Source organism: Candidatus Gillettellia adelgis, assembly GCA_020541285.1.
Classification (GTDB): domain Bacteria; phylum Pseudomonadota; class Gammaproteobacteria; order Enterobacterales; family Enterobacteriaceae; genus Gillettellia; species Gillettellia adelgis.
The window spans coordinates 976,247-1,001,057 of the sequence record CP047043.1; the positions used below are offsets into that span (position 1 = coordinate 976,247).

Genomic DNA, 24,811 nt, shown 5'->3' on the forward strand with positions numbered 1-24,811 from the left:
TTATTTGCTCATTATTTACCAGTGTACAAAATTATTGAAGCTGTAGTCAGTAGATTCATCAGTGTTAGAGGTAGACACACCTTCCACCCAAAAGACATTACTTGATCATAACGCGGACGTGGTAATGCAGCACGGATTAGAATAAATATAATCATAAAACTAACTGTTTTTACTAAAAACCACACCAAAGGTGGTAGAAATGCGCCCATCCAACCACCGAAAAACAACGTTACAATTAAGGCAGATACAGTTATGATACCAATGTATTCACCCACAAAAAATAAACCGAATTTCATACCAGAATATTCAATATGGTAACCGGCAGCCAGTTCCTGTTCAGCTTCTGGTTGATCAAAGGGGTGACGGTGACATACTGCTACACCGGCAATTGCAAAAGTTATAAAACCAAAAAATTGCGGGATAATGTTCCAGAGATGCGCCTGTGATTCAATAATAGCCCGCATATTGAATGATCCTGTTTGTGCCACCACACCCATCAGCGATAAGCCAATAAAGACTTCATAACTCAGAGTTTGCACTGAGGCACGCATGGCTCCTAACAGCGCGTACTTATTATTGCTTGACCACCCAGCAAGTAAAACAGCGTAGACCGTTACACCTGCCATCATCAAGAAGAATAAAACACCAATGTTACAATCAGAAACTACCCAAGTAGGGCTAACCGGAATAATAGCAAACACTAATAACAGGGAAATAAAAGCGATCATCGGTGCTAAAGTAAAGATCACCTGGTCAGTAAATCTTGGCACCCAATCTTCCTTGAAGAAGATTTTAATCATATCAGCGACTAGTTGCAATGAACCATTCCAACCGACTCGATTTGGTCCGTAACGATTTTGAAACAAACCAAGTAAACGACGTTCGCAAAAACTCATTAATATAGCACTAGCAATCACCGTCAATAAGATCACTACCGACTTTAGAATAGCATTTATCTCAGCAGTAAACCCACTCATCATATTACTCCTCGTAAATTTTCAGCTTTTTCACCTACAAAAATCGGTGAAATCCCCGGAAATCCAAGCGGTAAACCAATCTGACCCTGAGATAAATCTGAACTTAAACATACCGGCAAACGTAACCAATTCCCCATGCAACTAAACTCCAGTATACCACTAGAATTAATACCAAGCTGTAAAGCATCCGCAGGGTTCATCATAACGTAAGCATCTGGCATACGCTGTTGTATTACACTGGAACGTTGCGACAACTCATCGCTACCAAAAAGATGGTAGTAAGGTGCGACATACCAACCGTTGCGTGCATTAAAAGGGTCGGGCACGTGGGTAAAATACTCCAAGCTACTGTCTCCTGCCTCAATCAAGCGTATGCCAGGATCGCCATAACGCAGTCTTCCACCTACCTCAACCTGAAACTTGTTCCAAGCTTGAGGCGAATTCCAACCTGGAGACCAAGCGAACGGAATATGTTGATGATCAGCCCACGCACTGCTGCTACCTTCCATCGAAAAAGCAAACATAGTATCTTTATCTTGCGGCTGACGCGGTTCATGCACACTAATGTGTGCGCGAATAGCGGTACGACCACTAAATCGATGTGGAGAACGTGCTAATTTCTGCCCACAAACACGAAAGCTTGCATCTGGTGCAGCATGCGTAATACCTCGTAACGAGGGCACAGAATTAGCACAGGCGGCAATCACATCATCGAGATGCGACCAGACTATGGCACGACGAGCATAGGTGATATCCAAAGCATGAATCCAACGCCAGCTTTCTAGAATTAGGGTACGCTTGTCCTTCTTTTGAATGTCATCGTAGTAAGAAGGATCGTATACTTTAAAAAAGCGCTGTGCACGACCTTCGTAATTGACTAAGGTACCGTCGCTTTCTGCAAAACTTGCAGCTGATAGGATCAGGTGGGCTTTATCCATGATAGCTGTGCGCTGGTGATCAATGACGATTAAATTTTGCACTTTTTCAAGTGCAGCATCTACTAGTACCGCGGGAGCATGACGATAAAGATCGTTCTCCAAGACGATCACAGTATCAGCGTCACCGCTACTCACCTGCTCCAAAGCCTGATCGAGTGAACCGCCACCCATCATCGCTAGACCCATACTGTTTGCGGTACTCGCTAAAAAAGTTATTCCAACGTTTTTATGATGACCTTTTAATGCCTTAGCGATATTTGCTGCTGCTTTAATAATAGCTTCGCTGCCGGCATTGCTACCAGTTATGATCAATGGTTTACGTGCATCAGTTAACGCCTGTACAATAATATCAACCTTCTTGTATAAATCGTCAGATAGATCGTGCACTGCTGGTGATACCTTATCTAGCGCATGTGCAATCGCAAAACCAAGGCGTGCTTGCTCGTCTACTGGTGCACAGTACTTCCAAGATGCAATGTCGTCTAAACGAGTGTGATCAACATTTGTGATAAATAGCGGATATTTTGCGAGCTGGCCAATGTTCTGTACTGCCAAGATCTGCCAGTCAGCAACACGATGCGTAGCAGCCATAGCGCGTGCTTTTCCTTTAACAGCCTGACGCACCGATAGCGCCATACGTGCCCCGCTTTGTGTGATATCTTCACCTAGTATTAATACTGCGTCATACTCTTCAATTTCATGTAATGCTGGAGTATAAATACCGCTATTTTTTAGTATCTTTAATATTAGCGCTAAGCGAGACTGTTCTGCCTGAGAAATTCCAGTATAGTAGTGTTTAGCTCCAACAAGTTCACGTAGTGCAAAATTACTTTCTATACTAGCGCGAGGCGATCCTATACCTATAATTTTTTTTGCCTTCTGTAGGCACTCTACGGCACCTTTTATCGCCTGCTCAATATTTACATTAGTCCAACCGTTACTACGCAACTGCTGTGGCTGACGCGGGCGATCCTGTCGATTTACATAGCCATAACCGAAACGGCCACGGTCACAGAGGAAATAGTAATTTATACTACTGTTATATCGGTTTTCTATGCGACGTATTTCACCATAGCGCTCGCCTGGACTAGTGTTACAACCAATACTACACTGCTGGCAAATACTTGGAGAAAATTGCATATCCCATTTTCGATTATAGCGTTCAGACTGAGTTTTATCTGTAAAGACACCAGTCGGGCAGATTTCTACTAGGTTGCCAGAGAACTCGCTTTCTAAACATCCACTTTCAACACGACCAAAGTAAAGGTTATCATGCATACCATATACACCGAAATCAGTACCATCCGCATAATCTTTATAGTAACGAAGACAACGATAGCAGGAAATACAGCGATTCATTTCATGTGAAATAAATGGTCCTAGTTCTTGGTTATTATGGGTGCGTTTAGTAAACCGGTATCTACGGAATCTATGGCCAGTCATTACTGTCATATCTTGCAAGTGACAATTACCACCCTCTTCACAAACTGGACAGTCATGTGGGTGGGCAGTCATTAACCACTCAATTACGTTTTTACGAAACTGCTTTGCTTCTTTATCATTGATGGAGATAAAAATGCCATCAGATATTTTTGTCATACAAGAGACTACCAAACGACCGCGCGTATCTTCCGGGTTTTGATATTGTTTTACCATACATTGTCGGCAAGCACCGATACTACCTAGCGCCGGATGCCAACAAAAATAAGGAATGTCAAAACCTAGAGAAAGACAGGCCTGCAATAAGTTGTGCGAACTCTTGACGTCATATTTTTTGTTGTCTATATGAATCATAACCATAGTTAGCGTACTTCCAGTGAGACTGCAATAATTTTCATCCTTTACGTTTCTACTGTATTGTCGGACTGCGTTGATACACATCGTTCGGTTGATTAAACCCTGAATATGCCTCTCAGTGGCCGCTTGTTCGCCTTAAAATGATTTTATTATTCTCTACGCATTAACATGCAGGCTATTATTATTGCGTATATAATTTAACTCGCCTCAAAACTGGTATGCATCAAAAACACTTTATTTTTGTTATTAAACAAATAATATTAGTACTCCTAATTATATGATGCATTAAAGCGATACTCAGAGTCAGCTGGTTAACGATACTTATCTTTACTGTGCATCCTAAATTAGGATGATGAATCGCGTTATTAAAATTTACTAATACAGTAAGTCATCTTCTTAAGGATATAATCTTGCCAATGGTACCACCACATCACTATCAATGATATATCGCGTATACCGATTATTAAAATCCTTGAATACTTTAGATGTAATTAGTAGCTATCACTAATTATCAACTATTAAAATGAATAATGTAGTACATTGCATTAGTAAATGCTCAAATAGCAATCCCTTTCATTGATAAAATTAAATTTATAAAGATATCGCTACTTATTATCTGGCACCAAAAGCTACAAAAGTAATCACTTATGTAATTGAAGTCACGTTGTCTTAAGTATTAACATTCAAACAGGTATGCTTAACTTCAATAATCCTACAGAAAACACCTTCATCGTACTTAAACATCGCCATCTGTTTTATGCTCAACCTTCCAGGCTATATTGTAACTTGCACCTATCTCTCAGGACTACTTAAATACTAATAAGCTATGTCTGTCCTGCATCAAAAGCATATTAATAAATATATCATTAATAATCAGCACATAACATACAAAAATGATGACTATAGTTTGTGCGGTCTTGCAATAGACATTGTTGCTACGATTGATGTCAAACGCGAGTACATCATTGATAGTTTTTTCAAAAAAACATAAGAAATTCCCGTTTATCACTGATATTTAAGAAAATTCTTATAGAAATAATGTTTTTGCTACTATAACTTTTAAAAACATTAAAAAATGAACTTATCTGAAATTAAAAAGATTGCAAACTATAGGTTGCTTCTAAACAATGTTATTATAAGTACAATCTAAGTGCACTAATGCCGATTATATACTTAGGTGATTACGTATAACCGCTATATTAAATATCCCATTAAATATCCTGTTGTGCCTAACATTACCAACGCTGTGTTAACAGATTGTTTGGCTGAATACCATTAATTGCGATGCAACTATCAAAGTGCTGAGAGGTAATGCCTGCCTCAAATTCTGCACGAAAATATTTAATCGCACTTTGCAATGGTTCTACTGCACCTGGTGCATGCGCGCAAAAAGTTTTTCCTGGGCCTAACAAACTACATAGCTGCTCGAGAGTTTCAATATCGCCCGGCTGCCCTTTTCCTTTTTCTAATGCGAGCAAAATTTTCACGCTCCACGGTAAACCGTCACGGCATGGCGTACACCAGCCACAAGACTCACGAGCAAAAAATTCTTCCAGATTTCGCACTAGAGACACCATGCTGATCGTGTTATCTACCGCTAACGCTAACGCAGTACCAAGACGGCTACCAGCTTTACCGAGCGCAGCATACTCCATCGGAAGATCCAGGTGATCAGCCGTTAAAAAATCAGTACTTGCACCACCTGGTTGCCAAGCTTTTAAATGTAAACCCTCACACATGCCACCAGCATAGTCTTCAAAGATCTCACGTGCTGTAGTACCAAATGGTAATTCCCAAACACCCGGATTTTTTACTCGGCCAGAAAAACCCATCAGCTTTGTTCCTTTATCTTCACTACTGGAGATATTGAGATACCATTTTACGCCATTTGCCAAGATTGCTGGTATATTACATAATGTTTCTACGTTATTAACACAAGTTGGTTTACCCCACGCACCAGAAAACGCTGGAAATGGAGGTTTAGAACGTGGATTAGCACGACGACCTTCTAGTGAATTGATCAACGCAGTTTCTTCACCACAGATATAACGACCAGCACCAGTGTGAATTATTAAGTCAAAATTGAAACAGGTACCTAAAATATTTTTACCTAAGTAACCAGCTTCCGTAGCTTCTTTAATAGCGCGCCGTAAATGAATCATTGCTTCAATATACTCGCTACGCAAAAAGATATAACCACGACAAACTTTAAGCGCAAAAGCAGAGATTACCATACCTTCTACAAGCAGATGTGGTAACTGCTCCATGAGTAAACGATCTTTATAAGTACCAGGTTCCATTTCATCGGCATTACATAACAGGTAACGGATATGAATGGAGGAATCTTGTGGCATCAAACTCCATTTTACACCAGTCGAGAAACCAGCGCCACCACGACCTTTTAATCCAGCCGTTTTTACTAAGTTAACAATTTCGTTAGGCTGCAGCTCTTTAAGAGCTTTCTTTGCACCAGTATAGCCGTTTTTTTTACAATATTCATTTAACCACAATGGCTGTTTATCGTCACGTAGCCGCCAAGTTAGTGGATGTGTTTCAGGAGTGCGCAGAATATTTTTAATCATTGATACCGCTCTAGTAGCATCTTAATACCTTCAGGTTTTAGTTGACTATATGTATCCTCATTAATCATTATAGTCGGCGCTTTATCACAGTTACCTATACAACAAGTTGGTAGCAGAGTAAAGCGATAATCCAAAGTAGTTTGACCTGGCTTGATGTTTAACGTTTTTTCAAGAGCTGTTTGAATATCCTGATAACCAGTAATATAACAAACAACGCTATCACAATATCGAATCACATAACGTCCTACAGGTTGACGAAAAATCTGACTATAGAACGTAGCTACACCTTCTACATCACTAGCCGAAATACCTAATATATCCGCAATAACAGAAATTGCACCGTCCGGAACCCAACCATGTTGCTTCTGTACAATTTTCAGAGCTTCGATAGATACAGCACGCGGGTCTTCGTAATGAAGTTTTTCATGCTCAATTGCATCACGTTCTTTTTGACTTAATTGAAAAATATTAGACCCCCGTGTGTTAATTGCATCAACACACTCAAGCGGATTTTTAAGTACATGACTATTTTTTTTAACATGCATAGTTAGCGATCCACATCTGACATAACAAAATCGATACTACCCAGATAAACGATAAGATCGGAGATTAAACTTCCACGGATTACCGATGGTATTTGCTGTAAGTGTGCAAAACTTGGCGTACGAACGCGAGTACGGTAACTCATAGTGCTCCCGTCACTAATTAAGTAATAACTGTTGATACCTTTGGTAGCTTCAATCATCTGAAATGATTCATTGGCCGGTATTACCGGACCCCAAGATACTTGCAAAAAATGAGTAATAAGCGTTTCAATATGCTGCAACGTACGCTCTTTTGGTGGAGGTGTAGTTAACGGGTGATCAGCTTTAAATGGGCCGTCTGGCATATTATTTAAACATTGTTTAAGGATGCGTAAACTCTGACGCAATTCCTCTACCTTCAACATTACTCGTGTGTAGCAATCGCTTTCACCATCACCAACCGGAACTTCAAAATCAAAATTTTCATAACCGGAATATGGACGCCATTTTCGCACATCGAACGCAATGCCGGTAGCACGTAGGCCAGCGCCAGTCACACCCCAGGCCAGTGCTTCTTTGGCGTTATAAGATGCAACGCCTACGGAACGGCCTTTTAAAATGCTGTTTTTCAGTGCTGTCTTGACATAGAAATCCAAACGTTTTGGCATCCATGAAAGAAACTCGCGCAGTAGACAATCCCAGCCACGAGGCAGATCATGAGCAACACCACCGATACGGAACCACGCCGGATGCATACGAAAACCAGTGATAGCTTCTATCAAATTGTAAACTTTTTGACGATCCGTAAAAGCCAAAAATACCGGAGTCATAGCGCCAACATCCTGAATAAAAGTGCTAATGTACAATAGATGACTATTAATACGAAATAGTTCTGACAACATAAGACGGATAGTATCGACGCGCGCAGGTACTTTAATGCCAGCCAACTTCTCAACTGAGAGTACGTAAGGCATTTCATTCACGCAACCACCGAGGTACTCGATACGATCAGTGTATGGAATGTAGCTGTGCCAAGACTGACGCTCACCCATTTTCTCAGCACTGCGGTGGTGATAGCCGATATCAGGCACGCAGTCGATAATCTCTTCACCATCTAACTGTAAAATAATACGGAATGCCCCATGCGATGAAGGATGATTAGGACCAAGATTAAGGAACATGAAATCTTCATTCTTAGTTCCACGTTTCATACCCCAATCTTCTGGTTTAAAGGTTAGCGCTTCCATTTCTAGATCTTCCTTTTGTCTTGTCAACACAAAAGGGTCGAATTCCGTAGCGCGTGCTGGGTAATCTTTACGTAGTGGGTGACCTTCCCAGGTATGCGGCATTATCAGGTGAGACAAGTGAGGATGGCCATCAAAAACAATACCAAACATTTCCCAGGTTTCTCGTTCATACCAATTAGCATTAGGAAATACTGTAGTCGCTGTAGGAACGTATAGATATTTTTCAAATAGTGCAACCTTCAGCATAATATCACAGTTACGTTCAATAGAAATAAGGTGATAGAAAACAGAAAAATCGGCGGCGGGTAGATCTGAACGATGAGCACGCAAGCGCTCATCAACACCATGCAAATCAAACAGCATAACGTAAGGCTTTGGTTGCTTGCTTAGAAATGTTATAACATGCAATAACTGTTCAACTTTAATCCATACAACGGGCATTCCGGTGCGAGTCGACTGAATAATGAAATCTTGCTGCAAGAAATGGTTTTTTAGTTCTCCGATCACAGAGTCATCGAGGTGATCGTGATTTTCAAAAGGCGATAACGCGTCGTGCATTCTCAGAGTTGTCATAATTTATTTTACCACACTCCAGCATAATTTTGATGCTTGTTTTACTGTTTATATTATCAAACAGCGCACATGTAGATGCACGTCAAATAATCGACTTAAATCTCGTCAGGTGTACGAAGGTGGGTGATTGCAATACGTTCGCCACGTTTACGTTCTTTTTCAGACTGGATTTTTGCGCAATAAACGCCCTGATCACCGACTGCCCATGACAAAGGGCGACGTTCTTTGCCAATAGATTCTTGCAGTAACATAAGCGCCTGTATGTAGGCTTCTGGGCGGGGTGGACAACCGGGGACATACACGTTGACTGGCAAGAACTTATCCACACCTTGAACCACAGAATAGATGTCATACATGCCCCCAGAGTTAGCACAAGCACCCATAGAAATCACCCACTTAGGTTCTAACATTTGCTCGTATAGACGTTGAATAATTGGAGCCATTTTTATAAAACAAGTACCAGCTATTACCATCAAGTCCGCCTGACGTGGCGAGGCACGCAAGACTTCTGCGCCGAAACGTGCGACATCATGCACGGCAGTAAACGACGTCACCATCTCCACGTAACAGCACGAGAGGCCAAAATTATACGGCCAAATAGAGTTTTTACGGCCCCAATTAACCATTTCATGTAAAGTTTGTTCAAGTTTACCCATATAAACCGTATGGTGAACTTGTTGCTCTAATGGATCCGAAATACTCTCCTGTTTTTTTGAAGGGTAAGAATCATGTTTATTATTTGAATCTATTCGAGTGAGCGTATAGTGCATTTGAACACCTTGTTTGTAATCACAAAGATGATACTACGAATCATTGTGTATGATTATACCTAATGACTTTGTTGCTTAGAACGTACTGACGGCGCCCAGTCTAATGCACCAATACGCACCAGATAAACTAAACTTGTCAAGAGCACAACAATAAAAATAATCGCTTCAATCAAGCCTGACCAACCATTTTCCCGAATAGAAATCGACCAGGCGTACAAGTATAAGGCTTCAACATCAAAAATTACAAAAAACATAGCAACTAAGTAAAATTTTGCGGATAAACGAATACGAGCCGTACCCAGTGAGTTAATTCCAGATTCAAAAGGGGTATGTTTAGCACGAGCTCGAGCCCTCCCACCTGCAAAGAACGCACCAAGCAACATTAAACTACAAAGCCCAATAGCTGCAATAAGAAATGTGGCAAATGCCCAGCGATAGTCAATAACTTCAGTAGCTGTTAACATGTTTTATACTCACTCATGAAAGTAGCATTGATTTTTTGCTATTGCATCTAGTAGTTAAAATTTAACTTACTTTTAAGAAAAAATCAATTAACTTGCAAGGCAAGGCAATTGATTTTTTAGAATTTTAAATGATCTGTGATTTTTTTACACATATATATTCAAATGATAGACATATAAACATGCACAGATCAGGAAAGTCGATATCCATTTGAAGAATGATTTTTTAGAATACACACTCAACAAGCAGAAATGCAGACTCTTAGTCTGCCAGGCGTTTATTCTGCAAAGCAACTATGATAATTTCATAAGAAAATACATAGATAACTCGAAGTTTTTTAGTATATACTAAATTTTTTAAGATTCGGTAAAGAACTTAATCAACACTAGATAAATAGTACTATAGCACTATTCACTTCATTAGTATTGCTAGTAAATTAACTATCTTTATTCTCATGAATAACATATAAAAAATACAGATATCAGTTGCGGTTTTTGCCATTATATACACTTAATCAATAACGGCAAAATATATGCACTGCAATGCAGTAAAGAGACAGCATAATAACCTTATATACCCAGTTGTACTGATAGTACAGACAAGGGTTCATGTTAAAATATTTAGCTTTATGTTCTCTGATCGCTATGGATGTTTTATATTTGGCACTCATAAAAATTAAGTAATAGTCGTCAAAATAAATGTGACCTTTATCTATCTGCAACCTAAATATAACTCCAATAAAAGACCGCGTAAAATAATAAAATAGAAGTGTTACACTTTACTGTGCTGTATTTAGATATTTCCGCAGAATATACCACTACTTCTGATACATATCAAATAACTCAATAAAAACGATCTCGTAAAGTTAATAATAACTTGCAGTTACCAAATAACCTGCAATCAAATATATTTGATCTAGACAATTTTATAATCACGCTACTTACTCATGTGTTTGAGTATTAAGAAACCCTAAAAAAATCCTTAAATAATACCATGCTCGTTCAAAAAGTACAAATATTTATTTCTATTATCAATAACTTAATACACACTATAATCTCACGCAGTATCAATAATGTTATACAACATACTATGAATTCTTACATTATACATGGGATAAAAAATATAGAATAAGCATTTAAAAGTTTAAACCAACCTCTAGAAAATTAGAAGTACTCTTAATATTCGGAATTGTTTAATAACTTTTAAGAATTGATGCTTGATATCATCATCACCGATTAAATTATCGTAAAAACTATTAATATTCATGAGAAGTAGCGATTGCTAGAAATATTAGCAATTTTATGAACCACATTCTAGCTATCTTATGCAATACACTCTACTAGCAGGACACCCAGAATGCTGACAGTGCTCTACTAGTATTAGAAAAGCGTTCATATCATTCTATAATTTGAGGTTCAGCCGGTTGTTAATTGATCATCTGACTAATACAAGGACGATAATTCAAGAATTTTCGGTATCAACGGCTCACTTAAAATACAACAGCAAAGATAATCAATACACTCAAACCGCATATATCCTTCACACCGTATATATCTTTAAATATTAACGCATAGTTATACAGCTAAATAAGGTTAGCAGGTAACATCAATTCTAACTTAATAAGTAATCACTGGGCTGTTATTTATTTGATTATAAACTTATTCATTCGTCAATAAGTAACTTAAAATAATGTAAGCCTTACTACACTTACCAATCACGCAAATAACATTGAATATTCTCGCACACTCTTCTACTAATAAAGTAGTACAACGCAAAGTAACCTCTATGCTACTAGATAAAATACTATTAGAAGTATAATGTTAATGCATAATGCATAATATAACCTAACAAAACTACTTATACAGCAACTGTGCGATATAATACTGTGTTAGAAGTTTTTAAGCAGCACAGGGTCAAACAGCACGCTAGCAGTACGATGGAAGCATGATCGACGATACTACTATTATCTACGAGCTACTATGGTATTATTATCCCTCTAATATTATGGAATATTAGCATACAACGAATTGTTTTTGCTTTTCCATAAAAGTTATGCAAGACATTTAACATCTTTAAATACTAAAATTTAGTATATTACACTAGACACATCTCTTAAAACGTACCCTTTCTAAGCATATATTACGATGATGAACGTATTTTACAGTAACACTGTTCTAAGCTAGTTAGTATAGCTTCAATCTATGTTGTGTATTAAGAATCTAAAACACTAGATCATGCCTTTGATAACATTCTCGATCAGTGCTTAGGGCAACTAAAGATCTTGAAGAAAAGGCGATAACATCTTAAAACTACACATTGGTAACCTTATTCCATTTAGCTATGATGCTTTTATATGATCTGCATTGATATATTACAAACCACCTAGTGCGTAAAATTATAGTGAGCCTAAAGGACTCGTTAATACATCAGATAATCATACAGTACTACAACGCACGTAATATGCACGACATAAATATTGGAAGTTCTATATTAAAATAGGTATATCCGAATTGATAATACAATCTAGTCAGACGTTACAATTAGTACTTATAATTGCTGTTACCAAAACTTGATAATCCACTGTAGACTACAGCGCTGCCGCTATCCAGTAATAAGGCGGTACATTATCTGCATGATGAGCCTGAGCATTATTTAAATTTCTGTATTAACATTTATTCCTCAATTATTACTTTTGATGGGTTATTAAGAGCTTATCCTCTAATAAGTTTTCATTAAGGTTGAATGTTGCTGAGTAGCTCTAAAAAGTAAAGTGCATTATTAGCGAAAAAATCAACCCCGATCTACTTGTGCGCTAACGAACCTATGCAACATACTATACCAACTGCCTTAAGTGACCACTACAGAATTAGTCAAGTTATTTAGCCTGATGGCCAGCTATATGAAATGCCTCCGCACCTAAAAGCTACTCAACGAGATTCCTGACATCGTATATAAAGTCACAGAGTCACACATGTACACTATTGTCTACGGATTGACACTAAGCGTTTTAATAGCTATTTTTGCCAAAATAGCACTTGAATTACTACTGCATAGTACTATTCTCATAAAGTAGTTTATTTAATTAACTATCCAGGTCATCTTCGAATTTTTCTATTATTATAAATAAATGTACTAGAAATAGTTGTTGGCAACTTAAGATATGTCTTAAAAACTATCAAAAGTAAAATAAACATTGTTTTCTACTTTTCGAGAACCTATACTTAACAATATTTCAACATTCATAGAATCATCGTTCATAACATATAACTAGCAACAGATTCAGGGAGCAATGAGCATATTATCACAAATACGTAAATATATAATTTATCCATGCTTATAATGTATAAGCGCTCACTCGTATTTAGCGCGTTACAGCGATAATTCTTAGAATGTTGAATATTCACGCCTCTCAATACAATGCATATCACATAAAACTCATCGTATAACAACTTTTATCGTACTGAAATTATTTTTATTAGTTTTTCTTAATCATTTTAGCCAATAAAGAATTAAGATTCTTAAATTAGTTTAACTATTATGTAAAGTGCATTCTGTTAATCAGTAAAAGAGTTATTTATTTTAGATCATGACAACGTACGCCAGCTAACCAACTTCCTAAAATTTGTAGTACGACAAGTATCAGTGGTTAATACTTACAACATTTGGCGCGGTACTTAAACCTAAATTTATTTCGTAGATGCTCAAATAACATTACGATATTCACGCCATCATATATACTGTGACAGTTAGATTTTGGCCATTAGGATTTTTAGACAAATTACCTGCGACTTAAAAATATATATCAAGCAAGATGCATATACCACCTCTTAATGCATTACATTTAGGATTATGCATGACGAATGTTACGTTTTATAAACGTAAAAAAATCCTCAAACGAACAACTACGCTCTTGATATTACGCTCATGTATACTGTTGCGATCCTAACGTAATCATAGCGTGATGTCTAATTTGCATTACGATGGCGAAGTATTAATTTGTATCAAAATAGCATACAACTAAAGGCATTTATCTTCAATAAGATTAATATTCTGAAAGCAGAATGTACTTAGAATGGCGAAAAACCTGAAACATTCGCAATAGTCTCACGTATGTTCGAAACATTCTTCTATCATAATATAGACGACAGAATCAAGATAAATTATTACTTAGTCGAATAGCGCATAAAAACACAAAGCACACTTTTCAGTGCTATTTAGCCATTGCCGATGCGCAGGTAAAGAAACATAAAATTTAAATTTTTTAAGCGTCAGTGAATAAACAGCTATCAATAAAATAGGTTGGGGCGTACCAATATTGTTTTTATAACTTGATAAATGAAAACTCAGTTTATCTAGCAATAGTCATAAATCTATTTATCAACGACTAGTGAAATTTGATAATATTCATTATGCTGCATTTAGTAGTTACTATAAAAACACTCTAGATAATTAAGAATTATAAGGGGCGGTATGTCACTAAAAATATCAAATACAATGCTCCTCAATAGACAAGAATACAAGGGAAAGTGATGAGGTTATCATATAACATAAAACCTAATGGGTATTCAGTGACTACTGCAGTCAAAGCCTGACCAGCATATCTTCACCAATATATAGATCACAATATGTACTTACGATAAACTATGAGTGTTTTACCTAAGACAGTGATTATAATTTTCAAAATTATACGTTGATACAAATTACTTAGTCTCTACTAGTATTACGTAGACTTCATGCTAAATAAATTAGAACCTTAATACGATTGATCATCAGGAAAGATGATCACATTAGTGAATCCCTCTATTATTTACAAAATTACAAGAGATATAAAATATCAATCTATCGCTTACTCACAACATAAAAGTTATTTGCATAACCTCAATTGACTCCTCACAATAATACATTTCTGTTTTCTACTGTAGAGAGAGTATTATGAATCAGAGTCATTTTTTTGCCCACTTATCCCGATTAAAATTAATTAATCGCTGGTCGCTAATGCGCAACGTACGCATCGAAAACGTTTCCGAACATAGTTTACAGGTGGCTTTTGTTGCTAATGCACTAGCAATAATTAAGAACCAAAAATTTAATGGCAATCTAAACAGTGATCGTATAGCATTATTAGCGATGTATCATGATGTTAGTGAAGTGATGACTGGCGATATGCCGACACCTATTAAATATTATAATTCGCAAATCGCTCACGAGTATAAAAGAATCGAAAAAATCGCTCAACAGAAGTTACTAGCCATGCTCCCACTAGAGCTGCGCTATGATTTCCGCTCTATTCTTGATGAGCATTACTATAATAAAGATGAAAAAAAAATAGTAAAACAGGCCGATGCACTTTGTGCTTATTTGAAGTGCTTGGAAGAACTTGCTGCCGGTAATACTGAATTCGCACTAGCCAAGGAACGCTTAGAAAAGATCTTACAGCACAATCAAAGCCCGGAGATCAGATATTTTATGACAATATTTATCCCAAGTTTTAATTTGTCTCTAGATGAGATTAGCTTTAATTCCTCTTTTGTCACTTCTGTGACTTAGATTACATAATACTCATATAATATGAGCGTGAAAATAACTATAGCTATTACTATAGCGTTTGAACTTTATGGAGTATTATAAAAAATTTTATCTAGTCATTTAAAATATTTGTTACAAAAAAATCAGCGCATGCCTTTCAGATAAGAATACCTTTAAATTAAACGGTGATCTCTTGGTCACCTTATTGAAAAGATTTCTTACATATCAACGATACACTTGGCATTGTAACCTTGTATAAAAATTCAAGTAACACAATAAATTAGCTATTTTTTGCATAACGATCCCTTGACACGATCTGTTAAGTTAACGTAAAAGTCTAAAGTATTGTCTGATTAGCGACATTAATTTTACTGAAACTCACAAATAATTATAACACATTAGCTCTTCATAGATTATTAACAGATAATTATCTGTCTAAATATTTTAAGGTACTATGAATACTATCCGATAATTTTTTATTAACGCTTAGTTAATGCTACATCAACCGTGGTGTATGTCTCAGTAAAATACCTTTATAAACGCTAGGTTTATAATTTATTATACCCTTATTCCTTATTTTCTATAGCTTATTTATCAGATTCTAAATCAAGTTATAAACATTATAATAATATCTATTAATATATAGAAAATATTCAATTTATTCCTCGTTCTTTATGATTGCTATTTGATCCATCAAAGATGGCGCAGACTGTCAATATTACCAAGTAAGTTATTTTACTTTAAGTTAAATATGCAAAATTTTATTTTTCTATTGTCATCTTGTATATAATATAGCATAATTATATAGTACATCTACAACCTGTACAGTTACTTCTTAGCGAACGGAGAAAATATTACTGTATTTATCGGTACATTTCCCGAAATATATTAAGGGTATCTTATCTATTCTAGAATGCTTTGCTATATACGCGATAACATAATTATAATGTGCATCACTTAGCACACACGCATATGTTACGTCTGTGCAACTTAAAACTACAAAACACTAAAACTGATGCAGAAAACAGCACACATAATCATGCATTATTTGGGTGGCGATAGTTCATACATCTACTACGATAAGAGACAGGCGATGCGCTGATCTATCAATAAGTTACCAATCGCAAATTTACTAATAAATACAAACATTAGCGGTGTCAATACAGTAATTATTTTTAACTATCTCACTCTTTTCAGCATGAATATTAACAATATCAATAATATTGATACTACAACCTCTAGTCCTTTCAGTCTAACTAAGATTACCAAATATATCATTGTATAATAATAACTATAAGAATTAAGCTAAGTATTACATACATAATAAATGTGATTTCACTGTTTAATGAAATACATGCGGCTTCTTTCATGCTCAAAAAATATCTTAACGTACTCGTTGTACCAGAAGCATCAGTGAATACTGTAGTATAGTGAATAAAATAAATCTAATTATATTTAATTTGACTAATCTATATATCCGTCATATACGTAATATAGGTGCGAATTTTGATAATCTTAGTACTTTCGCTAAAAAGAGTTGTCATTATCTTGGTTGATCAATAGATAAAGCACTAGTTATTATACAGAATGCCTCCTGTCTAATGGTATAGTAAATAACCTGAACTCTACTAGTTCAGTGGAGTTCAGCAAGATTATTGCTGATATTATTCATTTTAAAGTGAATGATTTCGTGTCATATATAATGGTTGTCATTCTTTTTAGAGTTAATGTTGGTTTGATTAGAATCAGTTGATGTTTGTTTTATAAAAAACTAGTATGCATCTAAGTATGTGTTATTTATCGTTTGCATCGCTTACTAGTAGTAACGCTATCAACTAAACCACTATTATCATTCAAAGAATATCAGCGTTCCTATCAAGAGAACCGCTGTGCTAAAATGTTAAACGACATAATCGCTTCCATGTTAAATCTAGAAAGCCTCTTTTTAGGATTAAAATAATTTTTTTAATACAGTTAACGCAATGCATTACACACTAGCGCATCGTGGCTTTAGTTGCAGTAAAACAAAAATATTATTAGTGTAATGATTTATAATTAATAACTTTTGTTAACCAACAATCTTATAATACTATAACCTGTCTATAATCTTTTATTATATTACTGAAGCTGAATTCTCTACATTACTGTTGGAGCGCTATTTCCCACTAACCTCTTCCTAATACTAAGCGACATACGTAAGACTTCAGTCGTCTGTACTCACTATTAACATACTGTATTACCTCAAGACCAGTATAGTCAATATAAGCAGCATCACACACTACCACGTAAAAGCTGTAACTTTTTACATATGTAGCATTCTGTATATATACTAGTACATTTGTTTTATTTCCTATGATCCCTTTAATTAACTCGATATGTTACGATTTTTCTTGCCTCACGATAATGAACTATATGATAATTAACGTTGTTTTTATTAATAGTCATATTACTAACTCAACTACTACAAGCGATGTATATCGGTATATTATACTGGCTAATTAAGCGTTATGATCAATACTAATATCTGGAAAACTTTGTGTCACTAATATAATTTTAGTGATCTAGTCGTCTATAATAATCCTTAATATATCATACTAGCTAAAGATAAGGTAACACACACTGAAACAGTGAGTATTTACGAACTACGATATATAACATACATTTTATTAGAAATAGTCCAACACGATCTAACACGTAGCCACAAAATAAAAGATTAAGTTTTTATATAGCGTTAAAATCTTTATCCTGTTTCCGTGCGTGTAAATTATATATTACATTGATTTAAAACTACATAACACCAAGACCTTCGCTACAGCCGTGTAAAGTCAAAAATGATTAAATTATCATTATTTTTCTAATAATACACGCGGTTAAAGTTTATGGATTAGTAACACTATAACATGAACTATAATTAACACTATTCGTATGGTAGTACAACTATCTAGATTATCATTATATTAGCATGGAGTTCTTAGCGTCTTCGCAGCTAACCGCAGTGATAATGCTTCCAGTGCTGCTGATAGCCACTCACACACAACAATAAAAGCAAGTCTGAAATCACTATTAGCAAAGCAAACGACTTATTGTAATTATCGAGGATACGTTATAATATGATATATATCACTAATGATCTCGTGAAATTACGGTATTGATATACCGATGATTAACTAATCTGCCGTGTGCATTTTTTCATTGCAATACTGGTAAAACAACATAAAAGCGATTCAATATTTTGTGCATATAAGGTCTATTACACCAACGATGTAAGGTATTCATAAAATTACAAAATTATCTCGTGACATATTAATTATATATAGTATCTAGACTATAACGACAAATAGGAGTCTGGTCTTTTAAAATTGACTATGCAATCGTTATACACTTATCGTCTCAAAGTGAACTACTACAATTAGCGTTTATAGACTGCCTTCTAATTACTTCAGAATCGATTTAATGATCTAATAACGATACAACATCAAATTTAGATGCTTATTAGCGCTGTTAGCGCACAAACACTCTAATAACATACTAAAACTTAGACGATTAAATTAAAAAATGTTTTACTTACAGTCATTACTGTTACTACCTAATGCAATTATCTAAGGATTACTATCTTTTATTTATGAGGCGCGATCTACTATGCAACTTCGATATTATGCACACAAGATCCAAACTAATGTATTTATCAGTTACTATAGTTTATTATTTAAAAATAACGGTTGCAGATACGTGAAGCAGCAATGTATTACTATTAATATTGATACTTGAAATGACTAAACATATCCTTAAACAAGATAATATGCATGAGATAGTCGATGAAACAATAAATCATTCATTAATTATCCATGACTGCCTGTAAATCTTTATCGCACATGGATTTAGAAAACAGTGACTAACTTTCGACGATTCCCTACAAAGAGAGTATCTGTAGCTCTAAAGATGCCATCATAATACATTATAATAGATATTATCTATTTAATATTAGATCCACGAAATACTTTATAGTAGTCGAGCAACTCAAAGCACGATTCTAAATCGTAGAATGATGTCAGATCATTATTTTATAATATTAGTTATTCTAAATAACATCAATAGTCTGATTGCGTGAATACTGTACACGTAATGCAACGCGCTCTGTTAAAAATTTTAGAAATACCAGTGAGAGACCTCAATACAAAATATTACACCCCATTGTAATTAATGCCTATCAGGCATTATAAGTATTTACTTGTCCAAAAAAAATCATAAAAATTTATAGATCATAGAGTATTAGTTAGTAACTAATGAAGAAAGATATGGAATAACCAATACCCCGGGGTCCTTAATCTTTTATTGATCAATTCGAAGTTATAAAATTAACATTAGATCTTGAATAATAATGTTAATAATACTGAGACAAATCAATATTCAGTTTATCTGATGACGTTAAACTATTACGCCTAAAATGTATAAGTTGATTAATATTAGCTCTCAGTAAATTTAAGCTTCATGCTAATACTGATACAATTGACAAGCAGCACAAGAAGACGTTTCTCTATAACTCTGTTACAGAGCAATTCGATAAGACTGTGATGTCAATAACACTTTAAATTATAGAACGATAGCTATAAAACGATAGATTAAGTGGCGACTAACTTAAATGTCACTTTCCTTAGTTAGTCAGTTGAATGCAAAGATGATGTTCATTAATTCTCAGCAGATTGTACGCCTAAGCAATCACAATATACAAAGAACGGCATATAAATTTATTTTTTAAGATAATATATAGGTATATCGCATGTATTATTCGAGAAATTATTTTTAATTTTCAACAAAATGGCGGGATTTTCTATGATATTTTTTGTATTTACTAATTACCGTACACACTAGAGTATCTAGATTTTACATGATTATAATATTAAGAAAGATATGACTATTACTACTAATTTCTATTAGTTAGGCTTCCGATAATATATTATAAATACACCTACTTTATCCTGTATAGGACATACGCCATTAATGAGTGGATAGGTTAGTTATCTAAAAAACACTTTTATAGTTTTAGAGGTCTGCACAATATGTTTATGATATCTGGTAGTTTTATACTATATGGTAGAATATTGCTTTCACTAAATCCTATGATTTATTCATAAAATCATATCTAAAACAAAAACTACTACTCACAAACTCACTTGATACTTGTAGTGTATACTATGCTGCGATAGCTATTATCGTCTTTATTCAAGTGTTATCTTTATGATTTATGTGGTCGCTAAGATTTTAGTACATAGAAATCTCATAAATCAACCTCCTTATCAATCAAGTGAGCGGTCTAGACCAGATAACTATCAGAAAAGCCGTTTTTGTGGTGATATGTGCTTATGTTACGGTATATTGCAGAAAAACTATGCTAGTTTTGCCGATAGCTTCGTTGATTTTCTGATCGTGCGACATTAATATATTAGGCGTCTCATATGGATCAAAAATCTACAATAATTATAAATATACACTTACAATACTTCAAGCTATCGTCTTACACCTAAAGAAGGTGCAAACAGTACATCTTTCGTACTCTACGTTGTCATACATTGCAAGTAAAGTGAATGGAACAATCATTTATGTGTCATTGACTGACGTCCATATAAAGAACGCGACGATATACTAGGGCTGCAATGAGTTCCCTTATCGAGACAGCTGTTTATACTGCCGCGATTTTCATTCTGTCTGTGATGATCAGTGATGTATCTAGCCGTGCGTTTTTTTTTACCATTCATGATCAAATCCGCCTTAACAGTTAGGTTTGGTTCGTATCCTGGTAAAGCCATATACGGAATCTTACGTTGTAACAAATATTCAATATCACGCAACATTTTATATTCATCAATGCACACGAGTGAAATCGCTTTACCGGTATTTTTAGCACGACCGGTACGGCCAATACGATGTACATAGTCTTCTGGCACCGAAGGCAATTCATAGTTCACTACATGTGAAAGCTGATTAATATCTAGACCACGAGCCGCAATATCTGTAGCTACTAGTACCCGAATTCTTCCCTCCTTAAAATCAGTTAGTGCACGTATACGCGCATTCTGTCTTTTATTACCGTGGATTGCGGTAGCAGTAATGCTATGTTTATTCAGGTGTTCTGCTAAATTATTAGCACTGTGTTTAGTGCGGTTAAAGACTAACACCTGTTTCCATTGACCTGAATTAATTATCTGCGATAATAGCTCTCGTTTCCGCTGTTTATCGACGAAATACACGATTTGTTCGATCTGTGCAGAAACCGTCTTACAAGGCGCTACTTTAATCACAACTGGATTTCGTAACAGTTTATTAGCTAACACCTGCATGTCATCAGAAAAGGTAGCTGAGAACAATAAATTTTGACGCTTTATTGGTAATTTAGATAATATACGCCGGATATCATGAATAAAACCCATATCTAGCATACGATCCGCTTCATCTAATATAAAAATTTCAACTTTTGATAAATCAACAGCACACTGATTCTCCAAATCTAGCAAGCGGCCTGGGGTTGCCACTAGAATATCAACACCACTATGTAGCTTCAATATTTGTGGCTTAGTACTGACGCCACCAAAGACAACTAATGAACGCAAGTATAGATACTTACTATAGGCGTCAACGTTTTCACCAATCTGGGCGGCTAACTCACGAGTAGGTGTCAAGATTAGTGTACGAACTGGGCGACTACTCCTAATTGCTTGCGCGTGTTGACTGAGTAACTGCAAAAATGGCAAAGTAAAACTGGCGGTTTTACCAGTACCAGTCTGAGCGCTAGCCATTAAATCGCGCCCTTCCAGCACGATAGGAATAGCCTGACGCTGAATTGGCGTAGGATTATGATAGCCGTGTTCTTTAATAGCGCGCAGAATTGCATCACTTAAGCCAAGAGTTTTAAATGACATAAAAGCTCCAGTTCTGCCTGAACTTACATCATATTAGATGTAATTTATTGGGCAGATACTTTAGATAAGGTACTAATATAATCGAGAGATATTAATTTAGACAATGCTTTTCACATAAAAATCATGTCAACAACTGTATAACACTATAAAGTTTATATTTATAATACATAAATCTTTTTTAATGTAGTGTATGCAATAATTCGCTAATACTAACTCACCCTGTTTATTGCAACCGTAACATATTAAAAGAGTCACTTAAGTTAAGGTGCTGCACTCAACTTATCTTAATATATGCATATTATCTAATAACTTATAGAATTATAACAATAACCCAATACAGCAATCAGAAACCTATTTAAATAGTGCGAATACTATACCATACACCAATTTATAGATAAAGTTAATTAAGATCTAGACGCTCGTTCTAATTAATGCGCGGAGTAAAGACATTTGATATATAGCGTAAATATTACCGCCACACATTGGATATCTTAATAAGACTACCAAATCTCGCACATGATATAAAATTAGATCATAATGGCATAGTACGCTAAATTCACGGACTAAAAGAGCCCTATTGATGACACAGTTACAAGAACGCTATGATGTACTACAGGTTATTTTTAATGTACTTTTTATCGCCATCATGATTATTGCTAGTTGTTGGATTATCCAACCGTTTATTCTCAGTTTAGCTTGGGCAGCAATGGTAGTAATCGCAACCTGGCCATTATTTATTAAATTACAGAATCTACTGTGGGATCGACGTTCATTAACAGTAATAATAATGATGATATTATTAATTTTACTATTTATTATGCCAATTTGTTTGATAATTAATAGTCTGATTAATAATTGCGGCCCTGTTATTTCTTGGGCTAACACACATAGAAAACTACATGTTCCTGACCTTTCCTGGTTACAATCGCTACCAATGATTGGTGATAAAATCTACCACAATTATCATGCCTTAGTTAATGCTGGTGGTGCAGTTCTGCTAGAAAAAGCAGAGCCATATTTAGGACAAACTGCAACCTGGTTTGTCACTCAGGCAGCACATCTAGGCCGATTGCTTCTACATTGCACACTCATGCTATTATTTAGTATGATATTTTATTCGTGTGGTGAAAAAGTGGCAAAGGGCATACAGAATTTTGCGGTACGTTTAAGCGCGGAACGAGGAAATACAGCGATATTAATAGGTGGGCAAGCAATTCGTGCGGTGGCTCTAGGTATAGTGGTGACAGCATTGGTGCAAGCAGTCTTAGGTGGTATGGGTTTAGCACTGAGCGGTATTCCCGGTGCAGCCTGGCTGACGGTGCTGATTTTTATTTTTTGCGTAGCGCAGATAGGGCCGTTGTTAGTCTTGACGCCAGCTATCATCTGGCTATATTGGAGTAATGATACCACTTGGGCTACAGTTCTTATAATATGGAGCTGTGTAGTTATTACTCTAGATAATATCCTGCGACCCATACTGATCCGTATGGGCGCTGATTTACCCACATTACTCATTCTATTAGGGGTGATCGGTGGCTTATTAGCCTTCGGTTTAATCGGACTTTTTATTGGGCCGACAGTGCTCGCTGTATCCTATCGCCTACTTACCGCCTGGATAAATGAAGCACCTAAACCAGGCGAAATCCTGGCGAGCAAAATAAGAAGTTCGGAAAAGAAGTAATCCACTAACTACTTAGTATTTGATGTAAAAGATGACATGCTTATAATAACTGAAGCAGTATGCTCTTTGATTCTTAAATCTATGTTCAACCACTCACCTTCGATAAACCAATCGCAAAAGGTAGTACAAAGATACCCCTCTCCATCATAAATGTTACAATTAAAAGAATAACATAATCAAATAAGTTTATTATTTTAGCTTTTAAAGGCTAGACTCTAATATGTTCAGTAAACTTTTATCTATATGAAAATCCCATGCAACATACTATATTAGTAATATACTATTAACAACAGAAAGCTAGCGCGTAAGAAGGCACATAATACTAGTAATCTAAATGTATTAGATATGACAGTGTGTATCTAGTCAAGAGTTAATCTTCTATTAGTTACATAGAATCTCATGGAAGTATTAAATGCATAGTGAAATATTTTCTATACTGCTTAGGTATAAACAGATAAAAATTTTTTAACTAAACCACCTGATATACGCATAAATACCATAGGTTAATATAATTTTATGTACACAATAGCTAACGAATTACTAAAACAAAAACTCAAAATCAAAAACTTACGTGTTCATCAAACATTTTATTTAAAAAAGAAACATAGGATATACACCTAGATTTCTGTCGGGAAAACTGTATAGTAAAGAGCAGTAGCCATATTACCCCAACAGCGACTCCCACTATACTACTACAGTACAGTAGTATATCCAATATAGTAATTATTGCTTTTGAGACACTTCATTATGCAATAGGATTAATTTTTATTATTATTAGGTATCAATTATTTAATAAATAATGCATTTTTTATTAAAAGGG

The 24,811-nt window shown here is 35.5% G+C and carries 10 protein-coding genes; 2 read left to right on the top strand and 8 right to left on the bottom strand.

Features of this window, described 5'->3' with window-relative positions:
• Positions 1–11: 11 nt before the first annotated feature.
• From nuoH to GIY03_RS02250, 7 genes are all read right to left on the bottom strand, one after another.
• Positions 12–977: an NADH-quinone oxidoreductase subunit NuoH gene (gene nuoH / locus GIY03_RS02220; protein WP_457913975.1), complete on the bottom strand. Its 966-nt coding sequence runs from the start codon at positions 975–977 to the stop codon at positions 12–14.
• Positions 977–3,715 carry an NADH-quinone oxidoreductase subunit NuoG gene (gene nuoG / locus GIY03_RS02225; RefSeq protein WP_457913511.1) on the bottom strand — a complete coding sequence of 913 codons (2,739 nt, stop codon included), beginning with the start codon at positions 3,713–3,715 and terminating at the stop codon, positions 977–979. Before nuoG ends, nuoH begins: the two co-directional genes overlap by 1 nt.
• 1,232 nt (positions 3,716–4,947) lie before the next feature.
• Positions 4,948–6,291: an NADH-quinone oxidoreductase subunit NuoF gene (gene nuoF, locus GIY03_RS02230; RefSeq protein ID WP_457913976.1), complete on the bottom strand. Its 1,344-nt coding sequence runs from the start codon at positions 6,289–6,291 to the stop codon at positions 4,948–4,950.
• Positions 6,291–6,839, bottom strand: coding sequence for an NADH-quinone oxidoreductase subunit NuoE (gene nuoE, locus GIY03_RS02235; protein WP_457913512.1), 549 nt, complete (start codon positions 6,837–6,839; stop codon positions 6,291–6,293). Before nuoE ends, nuoF begins: the two co-directional genes overlap by 1 nt.
• Before the next feature lie 2 nt (positions 6,840–6,841).
• Entirely contained in the window at positions 6,842–8,638 is a 1,797-nt protein-coding gene (gene nuoC / locus GIY03_RS02240; RefSeq protein WP_457913513.1) for an NADH-quinone oxidoreductase subunit C/D, read from the bottom strand.
• 95 nt (positions 8,639–8,733) lie between these two features.
• Positions 8,734–9,408: a NuoB/complex I 20 kDa subunit family protein gene (locus tag GIY03_RS02245; protein WP_457913514.1), complete on the bottom strand. Its 675-nt coding sequence runs from the start codon at positions 9,406–9,408 to the stop codon at positions 8,734–8,736.
• Positions 9,409–9,467: 59 nt separating this feature from the next.
• Complete coding sequence (locus GIY03_RS02250; protein WP_457913515.1) at positions 9,468–9,872, bottom strand: NADH-quinone oxidoreductase subunit A; 405 nt, start codon at positions 9,870–9,872, stop codon at positions 9,468–9,470.
• Positions 9,873–14,802: 4,930 nt separating this feature from the next.
• Here GIY03_RS02250 and yfbR point away from each other — a divergent pair.
• Positions 14,803–15,417: a 5'-deoxynucleotidase gene (yfbR, locus tag GIY03_RS02255; protein WP_457913516.1), complete on the top strand. Its 615-nt coding sequence runs from the start codon at positions 14,803–14,805 to the stop codon at positions 15,415–15,417.
• A 5,570-nt stretch (positions 15,418–20,987) separates the two neighbouring features.
• On the opposite strand, the gene GIY03_RS02260 is transcribed toward yfbR, so the two are convergent.
• Entirely contained in the window at positions 20,988–22,310 is a 1,323-nt protein-coding gene (locus GIY03_RS02260; protein ID WP_457913517.1) for a DEAD/DEAH box helicase, read from the bottom strand.
• Positions 22,311–22,890: 580 nt separating this feature from the next.
• Between GIY03_RS02260 and ydiK the strand changes: the two genes are divergently transcribed.
• Positions 22,891–23,991, top strand: coding sequence for an AI-2E family transporter YdiK (ydiK, locus tag GIY03_RS02265; RefSeq protein ID WP_457913518.1), 1,101 nt, complete (start codon positions 22,891–22,893; stop codon positions 23,989–23,991).
• Positions 23,992–24,811: the final 820 nt, after the last annotated feature.

Excerpts from the sequence above, each read along its gene's own strand:
- nuoH (WP_457913975.1), bottom strand. The coding sequence starts at position 977 with ATGAGTGGGTTTACTGCTGAGATAAATGCTATTCTAAAGTCGGTAGTG.
- nuoG (WP_457913511.1), bottom strand. The coding sequence starts at position 3,715 with ATGGTTATGATTCATATAGACAACAAAAAATATGACGTCAAGAGTTCG.
- nuoE (WP_457913512.1), bottom strand. The coding sequence starts at position 6,839 with ATGCATGTTAAAAAAAATAGTCATGTACTTAAAAATCCGCTTGAGTGT.
- nuoC (WP_457913513.1), bottom strand. The coding sequence starts at position 8,638 with ATGACAACTCTGAGAATGCACGACGCGTTATCGCCTTTTGAAAATCAC.
- GIY03_RS02245 (WP_457913514.1), bottom strand. The coding sequence starts at position 9,408 with ATGCACTATACGCTCACTCGAATAGATTCAAATAATAAACATGATTCT.
- GIY03_RS02250 (WP_457913515.1), bottom strand. The coding sequence starts at position 9,872 with ATGTTAACAGCTACTGAAGTTATTGACTATCGCTGGGCATTTGCCACA.
- yfbR (WP_457913516.1), top strand. The coding sequence starts at position 14,803 with ATGAATCAGAGTCATTTTTTTGCCCACTTATCCCGATTAAAATTAATT.
- GIY03_RS02260 (WP_457913517.1), bottom strand. The coding sequence starts at position 22,310 with ATGTCATTTAAAACTCTTGGCTTAAGTGATGCAATTCTGCGCGCTATT.
- ydiK (WP_457913518.1), top strand. The coding sequence starts at position 22,891 with ATGACACAGTTACAAGAACGCTATGATGTACTACAGGTTATTTTTAAT.